At 58.4% G+C, this 16,597-nt stretch carries 10 protein-coding genes; all 10 read left to right on the top strand.

The window, feature by feature from the left end:
- Positions 1–85 precede the first annotated feature (85 nt).
- On the top strand, positions 86–1,918 hold the full coding sequence (locus GZH47_RS14230; protein ID WP_162640683.1) for a sensor histidine kinase: 1,833 nt from the start codon (positions 86–88) through the stop codon (positions 1,916–1,918).
- Positions 1,911–3,509: a response regulator transcription factor gene (locus tag GZH47_RS14225; protein ID WP_162640682.1), complete on the top strand. Its 1,599-nt coding sequence runs from the start codon at positions 1,911–1,913 to the stop codon at positions 3,507–3,509. The genes GZH47_RS14230 and GZH47_RS14225 overlap by 8 nt, the downstream gene beginning before the upstream one ends.
- Positions 3,510–3,653: 144 nt before the next feature.
- Positions 3,654–5,144: an ABC transporter substrate-binding protein gene (locus tag GZH47_RS14220; RefSeq protein WP_162640681.1), complete on the top strand. Its 1,491-nt coding sequence runs from the start codon at positions 3,654–3,656 to the stop codon at positions 5,142–5,144.
- A gap of 130 nt (positions 5,145–5,274) precedes the next feature.
- Positions 5,275–6,210: an ABC transporter permease gene (locus GZH47_RS14215; protein ID WP_162640680.1), complete on the top strand. Its 936-nt coding sequence runs from the start codon at positions 5,275–5,277 to the stop codon at positions 6,208–6,210.
- A 19-nt stretch (positions 6,211–6,229) separates the two neighbouring features.
- On the top strand, positions 6,230–7,144 hold the full coding sequence (locus tag GZH47_RS14210) for a carbohydrate ABC transporter permease (RefSeq protein WP_162640679.1): 915 nt from the start codon (positions 6,230–6,232) through the stop codon (positions 7,142–7,144).
- 38 nt (positions 7,145–7,182) lie between these two features.
- Positions 7,183–8,508: a glycoside hydrolase family 125 protein gene (locus GZH47_RS14205; protein WP_162640678.1), complete on the top strand. Its 1,326-nt coding sequence runs from the start codon at positions 7,183–7,185 to the stop codon at positions 8,506–8,508.
- On the top strand, positions 8,501–11,656 hold the full coding sequence (locus GZH47_RS14200; protein WP_162640677.1) for an alpha-amylase family protein: 3,156 nt from the start codon (positions 8,501–8,503) through the stop codon (positions 11,654–11,656). The genes GZH47_RS14205 and GZH47_RS14200 overlap by 8 nt, the downstream gene beginning before the upstream one ends.
- A gap of 73 nt (positions 11,657–11,729) precedes the next feature.
- Positions 11,730–14,483 (top strand): alpha-mannosidase, encoded by a 2,754-nt coding sequence (locus GZH47_RS14195; RefSeq protein ID WP_162640676.1) that lies wholly within the window; start codon positions 11,730–11,732, stop codon positions 14,481–14,483.
- Between the two features lie 584 nt (positions 14,484–15,067).
- A complete protein-coding gene (locus GZH47_RS14190) occupies positions 15,068–15,430 on the top strand; it encodes an ArsR/SmtB family transcription factor (RefSeq protein WP_162645252.1) in 363 nt (120 codons plus the stop codon).
- Positions 15,431–15,445: 15 nt separating this feature from the next.
- Entirely contained in the window at positions 15,446–16,447 is a 1,002-nt protein-coding gene (locus GZH47_RS14185) for a cation diffusion facilitator family transporter (RefSeq protein ID WP_162640675.1), read from the top strand.
- Positions 16,448–16,597 lie beyond the last annotated feature (150 nt).

Raw genomic sequence — 16,597 nt, 5'->3', positions numbered from 1 at the left:
AGAACCGGTGCCGATTTATTCGCCGCGCAAGTTGAGGTATAATGTCCGCAATCCATCATTGATCCACGAGAGAAGGCGCGCTTGTTTGAACGTTCGGAAAACCTATCGCAATTACATCCAGAATAACCTGTTCGTCAAAATCATTCTCGTGTTCGCCATTATCGTCAATTTAACGATCATCACGCTCTCGTACCTGCTCTTCAATATCATGTCGGCCTCCATCGTGAACAATGAGCTGAACAGCCAGAAGCAGGCGATGGAACGGGTGAACCGCTACATGGAGCAGAAGTACGATTGGATGCAGGACACGGTGCAGGACATTTACCGCAACAGCCTGCTGGCGAGCAACGCGTCTTATTTCCTGCGCCATTCCTATAGCGATTACGCGCAATACATCCTGGACCAGAATTACGCCGGCGGCAACGAGAGCGCGGTCGACATTCTCGGCTATTTGGCCGACAAGATGGATGCAGACCCCGATATTCAAAATATTTTGCTGTACAGCACGGACATGCAGCAGCTCTATACGTTCAGTGCGAACGGCCCGCGGAAGCTGTATGCGACCGACCGGACCCATTCGTACATTCCCGAGATCATGGCGGAAGAAGGGCCGGCCTCGGGCACGCCGAACATCTGGATAAGGAAGCTGATCAACCAATGGAATACGCAGCTGTACGCGATGCGCCTTCAGCTGAACGACAAGAATTCGCTCGAGAACATCGGGCAGCTGCTCGTCTATTTCGACGCCGGCATGGTGAACCGGACGCTGGACCAGAAGCAGGTTCCGTTCAAAGGGACCGTCCTCGTCCTGACCCCGGACGGGCAGGTCATGGCCGATTCCTCGAATCGATACTACGGCAAGCCCTTCCCTTATATGCAGCAGATCGGTTCGCTCCAGGACGTTGAAACGCTGGACGAGCCATCGTACATCTCGACGCTGACGCAGAATCAGGCAGGCTACATCGTCGTCGGGATCCTGCCGAAGAGCGTCGCGGCCGGCGCGTATGCCGGGTTGAAGCGGACGATAATCCTCATCAGCTCGATCTGCATCGCCGTCGCGGTGATTATTCCGTCGATCGTCATCTTCAGCATCGCCCGCCGGACGAATCGGATCGTCCATTTCATGCGGAAGGTGGAAGGCGGCGATTTGAAGGCGCGCCTGCAGGACCAACGGGAAGATGAGCTCGGCCAAATTTCACACAGCTTCAACGACATGCTGGACAAGCTGGATAAGCATATCGACCGGGAGTACAAAGCGGGGCTGCGGCTCAAGCAGACGGAGCTCGCCGCGCTGCAGGCCAAAGTCAATCCGCATTTCCTATACAACACGCTGGAGGTCATCCGCATGCGCGCGATGTCGCAGGGAGCCGTGGATGTCGGCGAAATGATCTACAGCTTGGCCGCGCTCTTCCGCAACACGGTCAGCAGCCGGGCGGAGAACACGCTGGGCGAGGAGCTGGAGATGTGCAGGCTGTACCTCGAGCTGTTCCGTATCCGGTATAAGGATAAATTCACGTACGCGATCGATTGCGAGCCGGAGCTGCTGCCGGTTCAGGTCCCCAAGCTGCTGCTGCAGCCGATCGTCGAGAATTACATCGTCCACGGGTTGAATGCACGGCGCAAAGACAATCGGCTCACGATCGAGGCCATCCGAGAGGACGGCTTGATTCGGGTCTTCGTTCGCGATAACGGCAAAGGCATCGATCCGGACAAGCTGGAGCGGCTAATGCTCCGCCTGCGGATGCCGGAAACCGAAGAGGAGCAATCGTTCGGCCTGCGCAGCGTGCATGAACGAATTCGCCTGATCCATGGACCGGCGTACGGACTGGATATCGTCAGCGAACAGGGACAGGGAACGACGGTGACGCTGAGTTGGCCGGCCGCTGCCGAGCAAAGGGAGGAAGCGCACGATGTATAAAGTATTGCTCGTGGATGACGAGCCTTTTATTACGGAAGGGTTGAGCGATGCCGTGGACTGGTCGGCCTTCGGCCTGGAGGTCGTCGGCAGCGCGGAAGACGGCGAGGAAGCGCTGGAGCGGCTGCGGGAAACGGGAGCGGACCTGCTCATCACGGATATTTCGATGCCGATCATGACGGGGCTGGAGCTGATCCGCGAAGCGCGCGCGCTGCTTCCGCAGCTCAAGGTCATCATTCTAAGCGGCTTCAACGAATTCGATTACTTAAAGGAAGGCATGCGTCTCGGCATCGAGAACTATTTGCTGAAGCCGATCCGCTTCGAGGAGCTGGAGGCGACGCTGACGGATACGGTCCGCAAGCTGAACGCGGACAAGCCGATGCCGGCCTTCGGACAGGACGAGATCGAGATTCTGCGCGACAACGTGATGACGCGCTGGGCGAACGGACGAATCGCGCCGCTCGAATTGGCGGAGCGTACGGCGCTGCTCGGCATCGATCTGTCGAAGCCGTTCGCCGCGCTGGCTATTATCGGCTCCCGAGAGGAGGCGGGGAATGACGCCTCCCCCTCTGCGTTCTCTTCCCTTTCCCTGTCATCTTCCTCTTCCCTTGCCTCATCCGCTGAAGCGGACCGGAATCCGGCAGCGGAGCTGAGAGACGAAGCGGGCTTGTCGTTCGTTCAGTTCCATAACGAAGAGGGCGAGCTGGTCGTGGCCTGCTGCTGCATAGAAGGCGGCCTGCAGGATCAAGCTAAGGTCACGAAAGCGTTGGAACGGCTGGCGGATTCATGGGAAAGCCGTTGCGGGAGTCCGCTTCGCATCGCCGCGGGCGACCTGCTGCCGACGGCCGATGCCGCGCGCAGCTATGAACGGGCGCGCCGGGCGCAGCAGTTCTTCCTCCTGCAGCCGGATCGGCGGCTTATCGCCTATGCGGAGATCGCGGCGGAGTCGGCTGCTATTCCAGAGGGACTGTTCGAGTGGGAGGCATATGCCAATTCCATCGCCGAGAAGGACAAGGACGAGCTGCTGCGCCGGATCGAACGCGATTTCGCGGCGATTCGGACGTCGGAAGGCTTGAATCCGAGCCGGGCGAAGGGAGCGGCCGTCGAGCTGATCATTCTGATGAAGATGGAAGTCGACAAGCTCGGGCGAGCGGATGCGGCCGACGTCTTCAAGAATATCCTGGATCAGGCCGTGGCCGCGCAAACGCTGGAAGCCGTGGAGTATGCCGTCAAGGCGGCGGCGCTGGTCATGGCGGGCTTGTTCGCCGGCGAAGACATGAGTCCCGTCATCAAACAGGCGCTGCGCTATATCCGCGAGCATTACGCGGAGGCGCTGACGCTGAAGTCGCTAGGGCATGAGTTCCACATTCATCCGAATTATCTGGGGCAGCTCTTTCACAAGCAGACGGGCGATACGTTTACGGATTACTTGAATAAATACCGGATCGACAAGGCCAAGGAGCTGCTGGCCGACAGCAGGCTCAAAGTCAGCGAGATCGCCAGGCAGGTCGGCTATTGGGAGACCGGGTATTTCTATAAACAATTCAAGAAACATGTCGGCATGGCGCCGGGCGACTTTAAGGAACTGCTGTGACGATTGCCGTCGCGCGGTTCCTTTCTTTAGTTTGTACACTTAATCTTTGTTTTCTATTATTTTTGAAAATGGTTTCATCTTCTAAGATGAAAGAGCAAACAGTCGCGACTATGCTTCACGAACAGATAAAAGGGAGGCAACACCATGAGAACCACTCGCAAAAAGGCAGCTATCGGGCTGACGTCCGCCATGGCCGTCATGCTCTTGTTAAGCGCTTGCGGAAGCAACAACAGCAACACCGCTTCGAACAATTCCGGCGCGTCCGGCGAAACCGCGAAACCGGTCGAATTGAACTGGTACACGATCGGCACGCCGCAGAAAGACGTCGACAAGGTTATGGAAGCGGTTAGCGCATATACGAAGGACAAAATCGGCGCTACGGTCAAAATGACGATGATCGACTGGGGCGATTACAACCAGAAGCTGCAAGTGCTGACGGCTTCCGGCGCGGACATCGACATCATGTTCACGGCCGCATGGGCGTTCGACTACGTGCAGAACGCGCGCAAAGGCGCTTTTGCCCCGATCGACGACCTGCTGACGCAGTACGGCAAAGGCATTACCGATACGCTTGACCCGGCCTTCCTGGAAGGCTCCAAGGTCGATGGCAAGAACTATGGCATCCCGGCGTACAAAGAGCTTCCGACCGCGGAAGTATGGCGTTTCAACAAGAACCTGCTGGACGCGAACAAGCTGAGCATCACGGACGTCAACTCCCTGGAGAGCTTGGAGCCGCTGCTGAAAACGGTGAAACAGAACAATCCCGACGTGACGCCGCTGCAGGTGGACAAGAACTACCAGCCTTACATTCCTTACGATTACCTGATCGAGAAATTCCCGCTGGCTGTTAAGCTCGGCGATACCGGCTATAAAGTCGTTAACGTCTTCGAGACGCCGGAGATGAAGCAAGCGCTGCAAACGATGCGTAAGTACTACCAGGCCGGCTACATTCCGACGGAAGCGGCAACGCTGGAATCGTCCTCGGACGTGCAGGCGACAGGCAAATGGTTCGCGGATAAAGCGACCACGCAGCCGTTCGCGGACAACGTATGGTCGACAAGCTACGGCTACCCGATCGTATCGACGCCGATGAGCGACGCCTTGATCTACAACTCGTCGGTCATGGGTTCCATGCAGGCGATTTCCTCCAACTCGAAACACAAAGAGAAAGCGATGGAATTCCTGAACCTGCTGAACACGGATCCGGTGCTTCGCAACATGGTTGACTCCGGTATCGAAGGCACGCATTACAAGAAAACCGACGGCGACTACATGGAGAACCTGCCGGAATCCAAGAACTACGACATGCCGACGTTCGCCCTGGGGAACATCATGCTGACTTACTTGAACCCTGGCGATCCTGCCGACAAATGGGAGCAATTCAAGAAGTATAACGCAGCCGGCAAACCGGCGGCACTGCTCGGCTTCAACTTCGATCCGACGAAAGTGTCGAGCGAAATCGCAGCCGTGCAGAACGCGAAAGAAGCATTCTGGGCGCCGCTTATGACGGGTACGGTCGATCCCGAGAAATACGTACCGCAGGCGATCAAGAAGCTGAACGAGGCAGGCCTTGGCAAAATCATGGCCGAAGCGCAAACGCAGCTTGATGCTTGGAAAGCAACTAAAACGAAGTAAGACAAGCAGTAAGACGCTTTCTCATAGTACCGAAGGGCGAATGTTCGGCATTCGCCCTTTTTTATGAGGATGAGCACGCAGCGCGCCAAGCGCCGCGAACCGAATTTGCTTAAGAAAGGGTGAACCCCGAATGAAAGCCATAGGGCGCTTCTTCAGAGACATGAACCGTAATAAAGCCCTGCTCCTCATGGTGCTTCCGGCGACCATCTGGTTTATTTTCTTCTCGTACTTGCCAATGTTAGGCACGGTCATTTCATTCAAGGAATACCGCGTGCACGGCGGTTTCTTGTCCAGCATCATCCACAGCCGCTGGGTCGGCTTCGATAATTTCAAGTTTCTGTTCAGCACGAAAGATGCATTCATCATTACGCGCAATACGCTGCTCTATAATATCGTCTTTATATTCATTGGACTCGTTCTGGCGGTGGCCATGGCCATCGTGCTTTCCGAAATCGCAAACAAGCGGCTGGCGAAATGGTACCAGACCGGCATGTTCATGCCGTACTTCTTGTCCTGGGTCATCGTCGGTTATTTCGTATATAGCTTCCTCAGCTTCGACCGGGGCATGGTGAACAAGATCGCGGCTTCCTTCGGGATGGATGCGACGCAGTGGTATTCCGAGCCGAAATATTGGCCGTTCATCCTCGTCATCGTGTTCTTGTGGAAATCGCTCGGTTACAACAGCGTCGTCTACTTGGCGGCCATTCTCGGCATCGACAAATCCTTGTACGAGGCGGCGATGATCGACGGCGCGAACAAGTGGCAGCAGATTCGGAACATTACGCTGCCGATGCTTTATCCGCTTATGACCATCTTGACCCTGCTCGCGATCGGCCGCATTTTCTACGCCGACTTCGGGTTGTTCTACCAAGTTACCCGGGATTCCGGAACGCTCTACGGCGTCACGAACGTTATCGACACGTACGTGTACCGCGGTCTGAAAACGACCGGGGAAATCGGCATGAGCACGGCGGCGGGCTTGTATCAATCGTTCGTCGGCTTCGTACTCGTTATCACTTCCAACTATATCGTGCGTCGGTTCAACAAGGACAACGCGCTATTCTAATAAGAAAGGAGCAACCTTCATGGCATCCTTGACCAAAAACCAGGATTTCCACCGGCTTTCCCCGGTATGGAACATCCTGTTCAACCTTATCGCCGGCATATTCGCGCTGGCCTGCGTCTTCCCGTTCCTATTCGTTATGATCATCTCGTTCACCGACGAGAAGGCGCTCGCGCGGGATGGATATTCCGTCTTCCCGAAGAAATGGAGCGTCGACGCTTACAGCTACCTGTTCAAAGCGGGCGACCAATTGCTTCGCTCCTACGGGATCACGATTCTCGTCACGGTCGTCGGCACGATCATCAGTTTGATCATGATTTCGCTGTTCGCGTACGCAATCTCGCGCAAAGGGTTTAAATATCGCAAATTTTTCTCTTTCTTCGCCTTCTTCACGATGCTCTTCAACGGCGGACTCGTTCCGAGCTATATCGTTACGACGAGGCTGCTCGGCTTGGAAAACTCGTTATGGGCGCTCATTCTGCCGCTTGCCGTTAATGCGTTCTATATTATGATCATGCGCACGTTCTTCTCCACGATGATCCCGGACGCCATCGTGGAATCCGGCAAAATCGACGGCGCCGGGGAATTCGGCATTTTCTTCCGCCTCATCGTGCCGCTCGCGCTGCCGGGCTTGGCGACGATTGCCCTGTTCAGCACGCTTGGCTATTGGAACGATTGGTTCAACGCCTTGCTGTACATCGACGATCCGAATCTGGTTCCGCTGCAATCGATGCTGATGCGGATCGAGAACAGCATGCAGTTCATTCTGGCGAACAGCAACAACACCTCGCTCGGCGTGGGCGTGCTGCAGTCGATGCCGCAGGATACGTCGCGGATGGCGATGGTCGTGCTCGCGACGGGGCCGATCGTGCTCGCTTATCCGTTTTTTCAAAGGTACTTCGTACAAGGTTTGACAGTCGGTGCCGTAAAAGAGTAATGTCGTTAAGGTAAAAAAAGAGAGAGAGGGACCATACAATGGAACAATTCAGATTACCGAAAATCGACATGCCGGCGCTGCCCCTGCCGCAATCCATTCAGGACGTGCTGGCGGAAGCCGAGACGAGATTGGCGCACCGGCCCAAACTGCTTCAACTGTTCAAGAACTGTTTTCCGAATACGCTGGAGACGACGACCAAGCTGCTCAATGACGGCACGACATTCGTCATCACGGGGGATATTCCCGCGATGTGGCTGCGCGACTCCGTAGAGCAAGTCATGCATTACGTGCCGTTCGCGAAGGAAGACGCCGATTTGCAGCGCATCATCAGCGGACTGATCAAGCTGCATATGCGCAATATCGTCATCGATCCGTACGCGAACGCCTTTAACGAGATGGCGAACGACTGGCATTGGAACACCGATGACAAGACCGACATGTCGCCATGGGTATGGGAACGCAAATTCGAGCTGGACTCCATCTGCTTCTCGATGCGCCTTGCTTTTGCCTATTGGAAAGAAACCGGCCGCGCGGACATCTTCGACGCGGACTTCAAGATCGCCATGCGCGCGACGGTCGACCTGTGGAAGCGGGAACAGCTTCACTTCGAACGCTCGCCTTACCGCTTCGAGCGGGATAACGGCATCATGCACGATACGCTGCAGAACGAAGGCCGCGGCATGCCGGTCAACTATACGGGCATGGTCTGGTCGGGCTTCCGTCCGAGCGATGACGCCTGCGACTTCCATTACAACATTCCGGACAACATGTTCGCCGTCGTTACCCTTCGCCAAATGCGCGAAATCGCCGAGTTCGTCTTCCGCGACCTGTCGTTCGAGCAGGAGATGGCGAAGCTGGAGCGCGAGATCAACCACGGCATTCAGCTGTACGGCATCTACCGTCATCCTGAATTCGGTCCGATCTATGCATACGAGACGGACGGCTTCGGCAATCATTGCCTGATGGACGATGCGGGAACGCCCGGACTGATTTCGATTCCGTATCTGGGCTACGTTGACGGCAGCGATCCGATTTATCAGAATACGCGCCGTTTTGCCCTGAGCAAAGAAAACCCGTTCTATTACGAAGGCGCGGCAGCCCGCGGTATCGGCAGCCCGCATACGCCTCCGGGCTACGTCTGGCATATGGCGCTGTCCATGCAAGGTCTGACGGCTTCCACGGACGAAGAGAAGCTGGCCATGATCGCGATGCTGGAAGCGACGGACGCGGACACCGGTTTCATGCACGAAGGCTTCCATTCCGACGACCCGGCCGTGTTCACGCGCAAATGGTTCGCATGGTCCAACAGCTTGTTCTCGCAGCTGGTGTACAAGGCGATGAAAGCAGGTTTGCTCGATGGCTAACGGGACGACGAAGACGATCGTTTTCTACGACGGCTCGTTCCCGGGCTCCGCTGCCGTTTCGGCGGCGGAGCTGGAACAGCTTCGCCGAATCGGAGACGTCTGCGGAGCCGAAGAGCTGGCGGGCCGGCTCGATGAAACGGACGGCGGCGTGTTCGTATCGCTGCACGCGCCGTACTTTCCGAGCGCGGTTTGGGAATCGCTGCTGGCGTTCCTGAAACGCGGCGGCGGCTTGATCAGCGCCGGCGGAGCGCCGTTCCGCCGTCCGGTGAGGCAAGAAGCCGGCGCTTGGGTCACCGAGCCCGAGCAGACGGCCTATCACCGTCAGCTGCGCATTCACGAGATGCTGCCTGTACAGGCTGCGCCTGTCGCGACGCTTGTGGCAATGGAAGAAATTCCGCTGTTCCGAGGCCGGGAGGCGCTGCTTGCCGTTTCGGATACGTGGAATCTGGTGCCGCATGTCACGAAGACTAGCGATCTGCCGCATCAAATGGGCTCTGCCGGTCCGATGGACGCGCATATCTATCCGCTGCTGAAGGGCGTCTCGGGCGAAGGCCGCGAGGTTGCCGCTCCGGTCGTGCTGTGGGAGAACACGAAGGGCGATTTTGCCGGCGGACGCTGGCTGTTCGTCAATCAGCCGCTTGGCGCGGATTTCTTTGCGCGCGGCGGGATCGACGCTTTGCGCGAGTGGACGGCGTTCTGCGCAGCTGGCGTGAAGGAGCTGTGGCTGAAGCCGAGCTATGCGTCCTATGAGCTGCACGAGCGTCCGCTGTTGACGCTGCAGGTGCAGAAGCTGGGCCGCGGCGGAGCGCGCGCGGGATCGGAGACGACGCGCTGGACGTTTGCGATCGAAGTCTCCCTTCTCGGCGAAGAGGCGGCTGTGTTCGCGTATGAGCACGAAGTCGAAGCAGGGGCGGCGCTGGAACTGATCCGCATTCCGCTTCCGTTCGATATTCGTCCGGGCTATTACGTCGTGTCGTGCACGGCGAAATCGGCGGACGGCGAGACGCGTTTGCTGCGCCAGGGCTTCTGGGGCACGGATGCCGAGCTGCTTCGCACGGGCGGCATGCTTTCGCGCGGGCGCGATTATTTCGAGAAAGACGGACGCCCGATGCCTGTCGTCGGCATGACGTACATGACCTCGGACGTGGCGCGCAAGTTCTTGTTCCTGCCGAACGTATCGGTATGGGACCGCGACATGGCGCAGATGCGCAAGGCGGGCATCAACTGGATCCGTACGGGCATTTGGACGGCGTACCGCAACATCATGCAAGTGGACGGGCATGCTTCCGAAGAGGTGCTGCGCTCCATCGACGCGTTCTTCATGACCGCGAAGCGCCATGGGCTGCAAGTGACCTTCACGTTCTTCTCGTTCACGCCGGAGACGTGGGAAGGCGTCAATCCGTACCTCGATCCGCGCAGCGTGGAAGCGCAGAAGCGGTTCATCCGCTCGATCGTCAGCCGCCATCGCGAGACGGCGAATGTCGATTGGGATCTGATCAACGAGCCGTCGATGTTCGATCCGCCGCGTATTTTCTCCGACGGACCGCGGTCGAGCCGCGATCGTTTCGAGCGCGAGGCTTATGCGGCATGGCTGGCGGAGCGCCACGGTTCCGTGGAACAGCTGCGCGAGCGCTGGGGCATGACGCCAGGCGAGCTGCCGGACTTCGCTGCCGCCTCCATTCCGGAGCCGGAGGAAATCAACTTCGACGTGCAGGATATGCATCAAGGCAAACGCGGCACGCGCTGGCTGGATTACGCGCTGTTCTCGATGGACATGCATAACCGCTGGGCGAAAGAGCTCGTGAATGCGATCAAAGAAGGCAATCCGGGGCAGCTCGTAACCGTTGGCCAAGACGAAGGTTTGGGCGCGCAGCGTCCGTCGCCGTTCTTCTACGGCGAAGCGGTGGATTACACGACCGTTCATTCCTGGTGGCTGAACGACCATCTGCTGTGGGACGGTATCTTCGCCAAGACGGCGGACAAGCCGAACGTGGTACAAGAGACGGGCATCATGTACGTGGAAACGCCGGAAGGCTTCGCGAAGCGCACCGAGGAAGAACTGCGCGCGATGCTGGAACGGAAGTACGCTTATTCGTTCGCAACCGGCGGCGCAGGCGCGGTGCAGTGGATTTGGAACACGAACTTCTACATGGACAATGCGAACGAGTCGCATATCGGCGCCTTGCGCGCAGACGGAACGGAGAAGCCGGAGGCCGACGTTTCTTACCGGTTCGGCAGCTTTATGGAGGAGATCCGCGATCTGTTCCGTGAGCGCGAGCTGGAAGACGTTGCCGTCGTATTCCCGTACTCCAACGATTTCTCGAACCGCAAGCTGGCGTTCGACGCGACGACGCGCCTCACGCGCGTGCTGGGTTACGAGCTGAAGGTGCCGTTCCGCGGCGTGTCGGAGTATCATCTGGAGTCGCTGGCATCGGCACCGGCTAAGCTGATTATCGTGCCATCCGCGCATAACTTCGCCGAAGAGGCGTTTGCGCGCCTGCTCGAAATCGTAGACCGGACGGGAGCGACGCTCTTGTTCACGGGTCCGCTCGGACTCGATGCCTACTGGCGCTCGGCAGACCGTCTTGCGGACGCTTTCGGCGACCGTAAGCTGAGCAATGTCGTTCGCGAAGAACGGATCGCAATCGGGGAGAGAGCCTATCCGGTTTCGTACGGACAGCGGAGAATCGCCGAAGTGTTCAAAGAAGCCGTTCGCGAAGGCGGCGCCGTTCCTGCGGCGACCGACCGGGTGAGGGAAGCGGCCTATGGACAAGGAAGCCTGATCTGGTGCCCGCTGCCCGTCGAGCTGAACGAACGCGTCGAACCGGTCGCGGCGCTCTATGCGCACGCGCTGGAAGCGGCCGGCTGCCAGGCTGACATGGCGTGGATCAAAGGCGGAGACCTGCCTGGCATCTATGGCCGGAGCCTGCGTTTCAAGGACGGCGAGCTCTTCGTCTTCGTGTCGGAGTACGCGCATGATACGGAGATCAAGGTTCGCTCCGCGTCGACCGGTACGGCGTATACGTTCGTGCTGGAACGGGAACGGGCGGTCTTGTTCGCCGTCGACCGCGAAGGCCGCGTAACGTCGGTTTACCGTCCGGATGAGGTCGAAGTGGCTGCGTCTGCGGCCGGAACGAGCTTGGAATAGGAAAAGCGAAACGAGTTTGGAAAAGCGAAACGAGTTTGGAATAGCGAAAGCGAAAGGGAAAGGGGAGCTAACGATGGCGAACGGAGATAACAAGCGAAGAACGGCGCATATCATCTCGCACACCCACTGGGACCGCGAATGGTATTTGCCTTACGAGAAGCATCATGTGCGTCTGATCGCGCTGATGGATACGCTGATGGACACGCTGGAAAAGGACACGGAATACCGCAGCTTCTACCTCGACGGACAGACGATCATCATCGAGGATTACCTGCAGGTGCGTCCCGACCAGCGGGAACGTCTGGAGAAATGGATCCGCGAAGGCCGGATTCATATCGGACCTTGGTACGTGCTGCAGGATGCGTTCCTGACGAGCAGCGAAGCGAACGTGCGCAACCTGCAGATCGGACATCAAGATGCCGCGCATTACGACACGATCGCGAAAGTCGGATATTTCCCCGACACGTTCGGCAATATCGGCCAGGCGCCGCAGCTGATGCGGCAGGCGGGCATCGACAACGCGGTGTTCGGCCGCGGGGTTAAGCCGACGGGCTTCAACAACGAGGTTGCGGACTCGGCGTACGAATCGTCGTTCTCCGAGCTCATCTGGGAGGGACCGGACGGCTCGCGCGTACTGGGCATTCTGTTCGCCAACTGGTACAGCAACGGCAACGAAGTGCCGGTAGACGAAGCGGAAGCCAAGGAATACTGGGACCGCAAGCTGGCCGACGCCGGCAAATACGCTTCCACGGGACAGCTGCTGTTCATGAACGGCTGCGACCATCAGCCGATTCAGACGGATCTGCCCGAAGCGATCCGCACGGCGCGCAAGCTGTATCCGGACACGGATTTCGTGCATTCGAACTTCACGGACTATCTGGCCTCGCTGCAATCCGCGCTGGACACGGACCTATCGGTCGTGCGCGGCGAGCTGCGCAGCCAGCGTACGGACGGCTGGTCCACGCTCGTGAACACGGCTTCCGCGCGGGTGTATCTGAAACAGATGAACCAAGTCGGCCAGACGATGCTCGAGAAGGTCGCCGAGCCGTTGGCTGCGTTCGCGCATGCCGCGGGCAAAGCCCAGTACCCGCATCATCTGCTGAACTATGCTTGGAAGACGCTCATGCAGAATCACCCGCATGACAGCATCTGCGGCTGCAGCGTCGACGAGGTTCACCGCGAGATGATCACCCGGTTCGATAAGAGCCGTCATGTTGCGGAAACGATCGTTGACGACAGCAAGCTGTCGCTCGCAAGCGCCGTCGATACAAGCGGATTCGAGCGCTTCGGCCGCGACGCGCTGCCGTTCGTCGTGTTCAACACGACGGGCTGGTCGCACAGCGGCGTCGTCGAAGTCGAGCTTGACGTTGCGCGCGTGTATTTCCGCGACGGCATCGGCTTCAATGAAATGACCCGCATGATGAAGGCGGTCGACGTTACGGGCCGCACGCTCGTCGATTCGGACGGCAAAGCCGTTTCCCATACGATGGCGGACCTCGGCCTGCAGTTCGGTTACGACCTGCCGGACGATAAATTCCGTCAGCCGTACTGGGCGCGCCGCGTGAAGCTGACGTTCGAAGCGTCCGTAGCGCCTGCGATCGGCTTGCAGGCCTACGCATGGGTGCTTGACGCGGCTAGCACCGTTTCGGAAGCGTCGCTCTTGACCGGCCCGCGCGCGATGGGGAACGCGCAGCTGGGCGTCGAGATCGCCGAGGACGGCACCCTGGCGGTGACGGACTTCGCGAGCGGCCGCACGTACCGCGATTTGCTGATTTACGAGAACACCGGGGACATCGGCAACGAGTACATGTACAAGCAGCCGGACGGCGTGCCTGCGCTGACGACCAAAGGCCTCGCGGCCGAAATCCGCGTAATCGAAGACAACGCGTACCGCGCGTCGTTCGAGATCGTGCATCATTGGTCCATCCCGGCATCGGCCGACGAGCTGTTCGAGCAAGAGAAGCAGGAAGCCGTCTATTACCCGTACCGGAAGGCCGGCCGTTCGAAGGAGCTCGTGCCGCTCACGATCCGTACCGTCGTCAGCCTGGAGCGCTCCGGCCGCGGCGTAGGCATCCGCACGACCTTCAATAACCAAGCGAAGGATCATCGCGTGCGCGCTTTGTTCCCGACCGATCTGGCCGCGTCCGTGCATCGGGCCGATGCGATCTTCGAAGTGGCGGTTCGCGACAACGAACCGGCTGCCGAGTGGGAGAATCCGAGCAACGCGCAGCATCAGCAGGCTTTTGCGGATGTCAGCGACGGCGCGCAGGGACTCGCGATCGCGAACAAAGGCTTGAACGAGTACGAAGTACTTCGCGACGGCCGCAATACGATTGCCGTTACCTTGCTTCGCTCCGTGGCGGAGCTCGGCGACTGGGGCGTCTTCCCGACGCCGGAAGCGCAGTGCCTCGGCGAGCATACGGCCGAGCTGCTGATCCTCCCGCATCAAGCGGACGGAACGGCGGACGGCGCGTTCGCGGCGGCGTATCAGTTCCAAACGCCGTGGACAGCCGTCCAAACCGGCGTACACGGCGGCACGCTTGCGCCGGCGCATGCATTCCTGGCTTGGGAAGGCGAAGGCGTTGCCTTCTCGTCGGCCAAGATCGCGGGAGCGACGGGCGACCTCATGCTGCGCTGGTTCAACCTGCGTCCTGAGGCGGCGTCGCTGAGCGTTCAGCCGAACGTGGAGACGGCTGCATCCGTGTATAAGAGCGACGTGCTCGAGCGCACGGTCGAAGCCGTGACGCCTTCGGGCGAAGCGGCCGCCGCGTTCGCGGCGAAGCTCGGCCCGTGCGAGATCTTCACGGCGGGCGTGGCCCTGAAGTAATTGAGAATAGAGAAACCCGACGTTTTGTAGCGTCGGGTTTCTTTTTATTCTCGCGCGGGGGGCCCGGCTCGCGAAGCAGGCGGGCAGGCGGGCTGCTTCGCGGACTAGCGAGCGAGGCGGCCAGTGGCTGGGTCTTTGTACGAAAAATCGTACAAAGAAGCGAGCGAATCAGCCCGTCGCTGGGGTTTTGTACGAAAAATCGTATAATGAAGCTAGCGAGGCAGCCAGACACTGGCGCTTTGAAGCTAGAATAAAAAGTGGACACAACGTTAAGAAGAAGTGAAAAGTTGTGTCTACCCGTCGCAGGGGTTTTGTACGAAAAATCGCACAAAGTAGCGCGTGAAGCAGTCCGTCACCGACGCTATGCACGAAATATCGTACAAAATAGCATACGGGGCAACCAGCGTATACGGCAAAGCAGCTAGCAAACGCAGCAGTATCCCGATCACGAAAGTCGAGCCAATCCGGCAAATGTCTAATAATGGTTGTCCGTAGATTCCTTGTTATGCTAAACTACAACATATGAATACTTGCTCATATATTGCAGATATAATGGGGTGGACAAATTGGACAAGCTGAATGCAATGGAAGAAGATATCAAGGATTGCTGCGATGTCACCATTATCCATGACGACGTGGTGTCGGCGGCGGCGCAGGTTCAACTGACCGATGATATGGTGGTCAAGATGGCGAATTTCTATCAAGCGCTGAGCGATCCGACCCGATTACGCATCGTGCATACGCTCATTCATGCGGAAATGTGCGTCTGTGATCTCGCGGCCGTGCTGGAGATGACGCAGTCCTCGATCTCCCATCAGCTGCGCTATCTCAAAAACCTCGCGCTCATTAAGCGCCGCAAAGTCGGCCGCATGGTCTATTACAGCATCGACGACGAGCATGTGCTCACGCTGTTCGAAACCGGTCTTGCCCATATTTCGCATCGATGAAAGGGGGATACGCAGATGAGTCACAATCATTCTCACGGGCATGGCGGTCATGGACACGGCCATGATCACAGTCACGGCGACGTGTTTCATACGCATGCGCCGATCGGCAAGATGAAGCTGGCGTTCTTCCTCAGCTTCTTCATCCTCATCGTGGAGGTCGTCGGCGGATTCATCTCGCACAGCCTGGCGCTGCTGTCCGATGCAGGGCATGTGCTGACCGACATAGCGGCGATCGGGCTCTCCTGGTATGCGATGAAGCAGTCGCTGAAGGCGCCTTCCGAGGGCTACACGTTCGGCTACCATCGCTCGGGCATTTTGGCCGCGTTCATTAACGCGCTCTCGCTTATTCTGATTGCGGTCGTCATTTTGTGGGAGGCCGTCAGACGGTTTCAAGCGCCTGAAGAGGTGGGGAGCACGTGGATGTTTATCAGCGCCGGCGTCGGGCTTGTCATGAATCTATACCTCGGCCTCGGGCTGAGCAAAGAGGATAATATCAACGTGCGCAGCGCCGTGCTGCACATGATGGGCGACGCGGCGGCTTCGGCCGGCGTTATCGTCGGAGGGCTGATCATCCGCTTCACCGGATGGTACGTGGTCGATCCGATCCTGAGCGTGCTGATTGCCGTATTGATCGCGTTCGGCGCCGTCGGCATCGTCCGCCAGACGATCCATATTCTCATGGAGGCGACGCCGAAAGACGTGCCGCTGAACAAGGTCGCCGAGGCGATAAGCGCCGTCCCCGGCATTCATGGCGTGCATGACTTGCATGTATGGAGCATCACGAGCGGCAGAAATGCGCTGTCCTGCCACGTAACGCTGGACGGTGCAACGACGATTGAGCAGAGCCAGGCGCTGCTGCGGGAGATCGAGCATCGCCTGCTGCATCTGAACATCGGCCACTGCACGATTCAGATGGAGGACGATCGTCACCCGCATGGCAATTCGATCTTGTGCGACGGCGCAGAGCCGGAGCATGATCACCATCATCATGAGTCTCATGATAGCCATGATCATTAACGGAACGAAAGATAAACCGCGTTAATCGTAACGAAGGAGCTGTACCGACGTCATTTTCCTAATGGCGTTCGGTCAGCTCCTTTTTTGGCGGCAGCGGGCAGCAAGCGGCTGTAAGCGGCCAGCAAGTTGGCAATCCACGTTGCACCAGGC

The organism is Paenibacillus rhizovicinus (assembly GCF_010365285.1).
Lineage (GTDB): Bacteria > Bacillota > Bacilli > Paenibacillales > Paenibacillaceae > Paenibacillus_Z > Paenibacillus_Z rhizovicinus.
Note: the sequence above shows the minus strand (reverse complement) of the source record. Positions and strands in the feature narration are given on the sequence as shown.

Excerpts from the sequence above, each read along its gene's own strand:
- GZH47_RS14225 (WP_162640682.1), top strand. The coding sequence starts at position 1,911 with ATGTATAAAGTATTGCTCGTGGATGACGAGCCTTTTATTACGGAAGGG.
- GZH47_RS14220 (WP_162640681.1), top strand. The coding sequence starts at position 3,654 with ATGAGAACCACTCGCAAAAAGGCAGCTATCGGGCTGACGTCCGCCATG.
- GZH47_RS14215 (WP_162640680.1), top strand. The coding sequence starts at position 5,275 with ATGAAAGCCATAGGGCGCTTCTTCAGAGACATGAACCGTAATAAAGCC.
- GZH47_RS14210 (WP_162640679.1), top strand. The coding sequence starts at position 6,230 with ATGGCATCCTTGACCAAAAACCAGGATTTCCACCGGCTTTCCCCGGTA.
- GZH47_RS14205 (WP_162640678.1), top strand. The coding sequence starts at position 7,183 with ATGGAACAATTCAGATTACCGAAAATCGACATGCCGGCGCTGCCCCTG.
- GZH47_RS14200 (WP_162640677.1), top strand. The coding sequence starts at position 8,501 with ATGGCTAACGGGACGACGAAGACGATCGTTTTCTACGACGGCTCGTTC.
- GZH47_RS14195 (WP_162640676.1), top strand. The coding sequence starts at position 11,730 with ATGGCGAACGGAGATAACAAGCGAAGAACGGCGCATATCATCTCGCAC.
- GZH47_RS14190 (WP_162645252.1), top strand. The coding sequence starts at position 15,068 with ATGGAAGAAGATATCAAGGATTGCTGCGATGTCACCATTATCCATGAC.
- GZH47_RS14185 (WP_162640675.1), top strand. The coding sequence starts at position 15,446 with ATGAGTCACAATCATTCTCACGGGCATGGCGGTCATGGACACGGCCAT.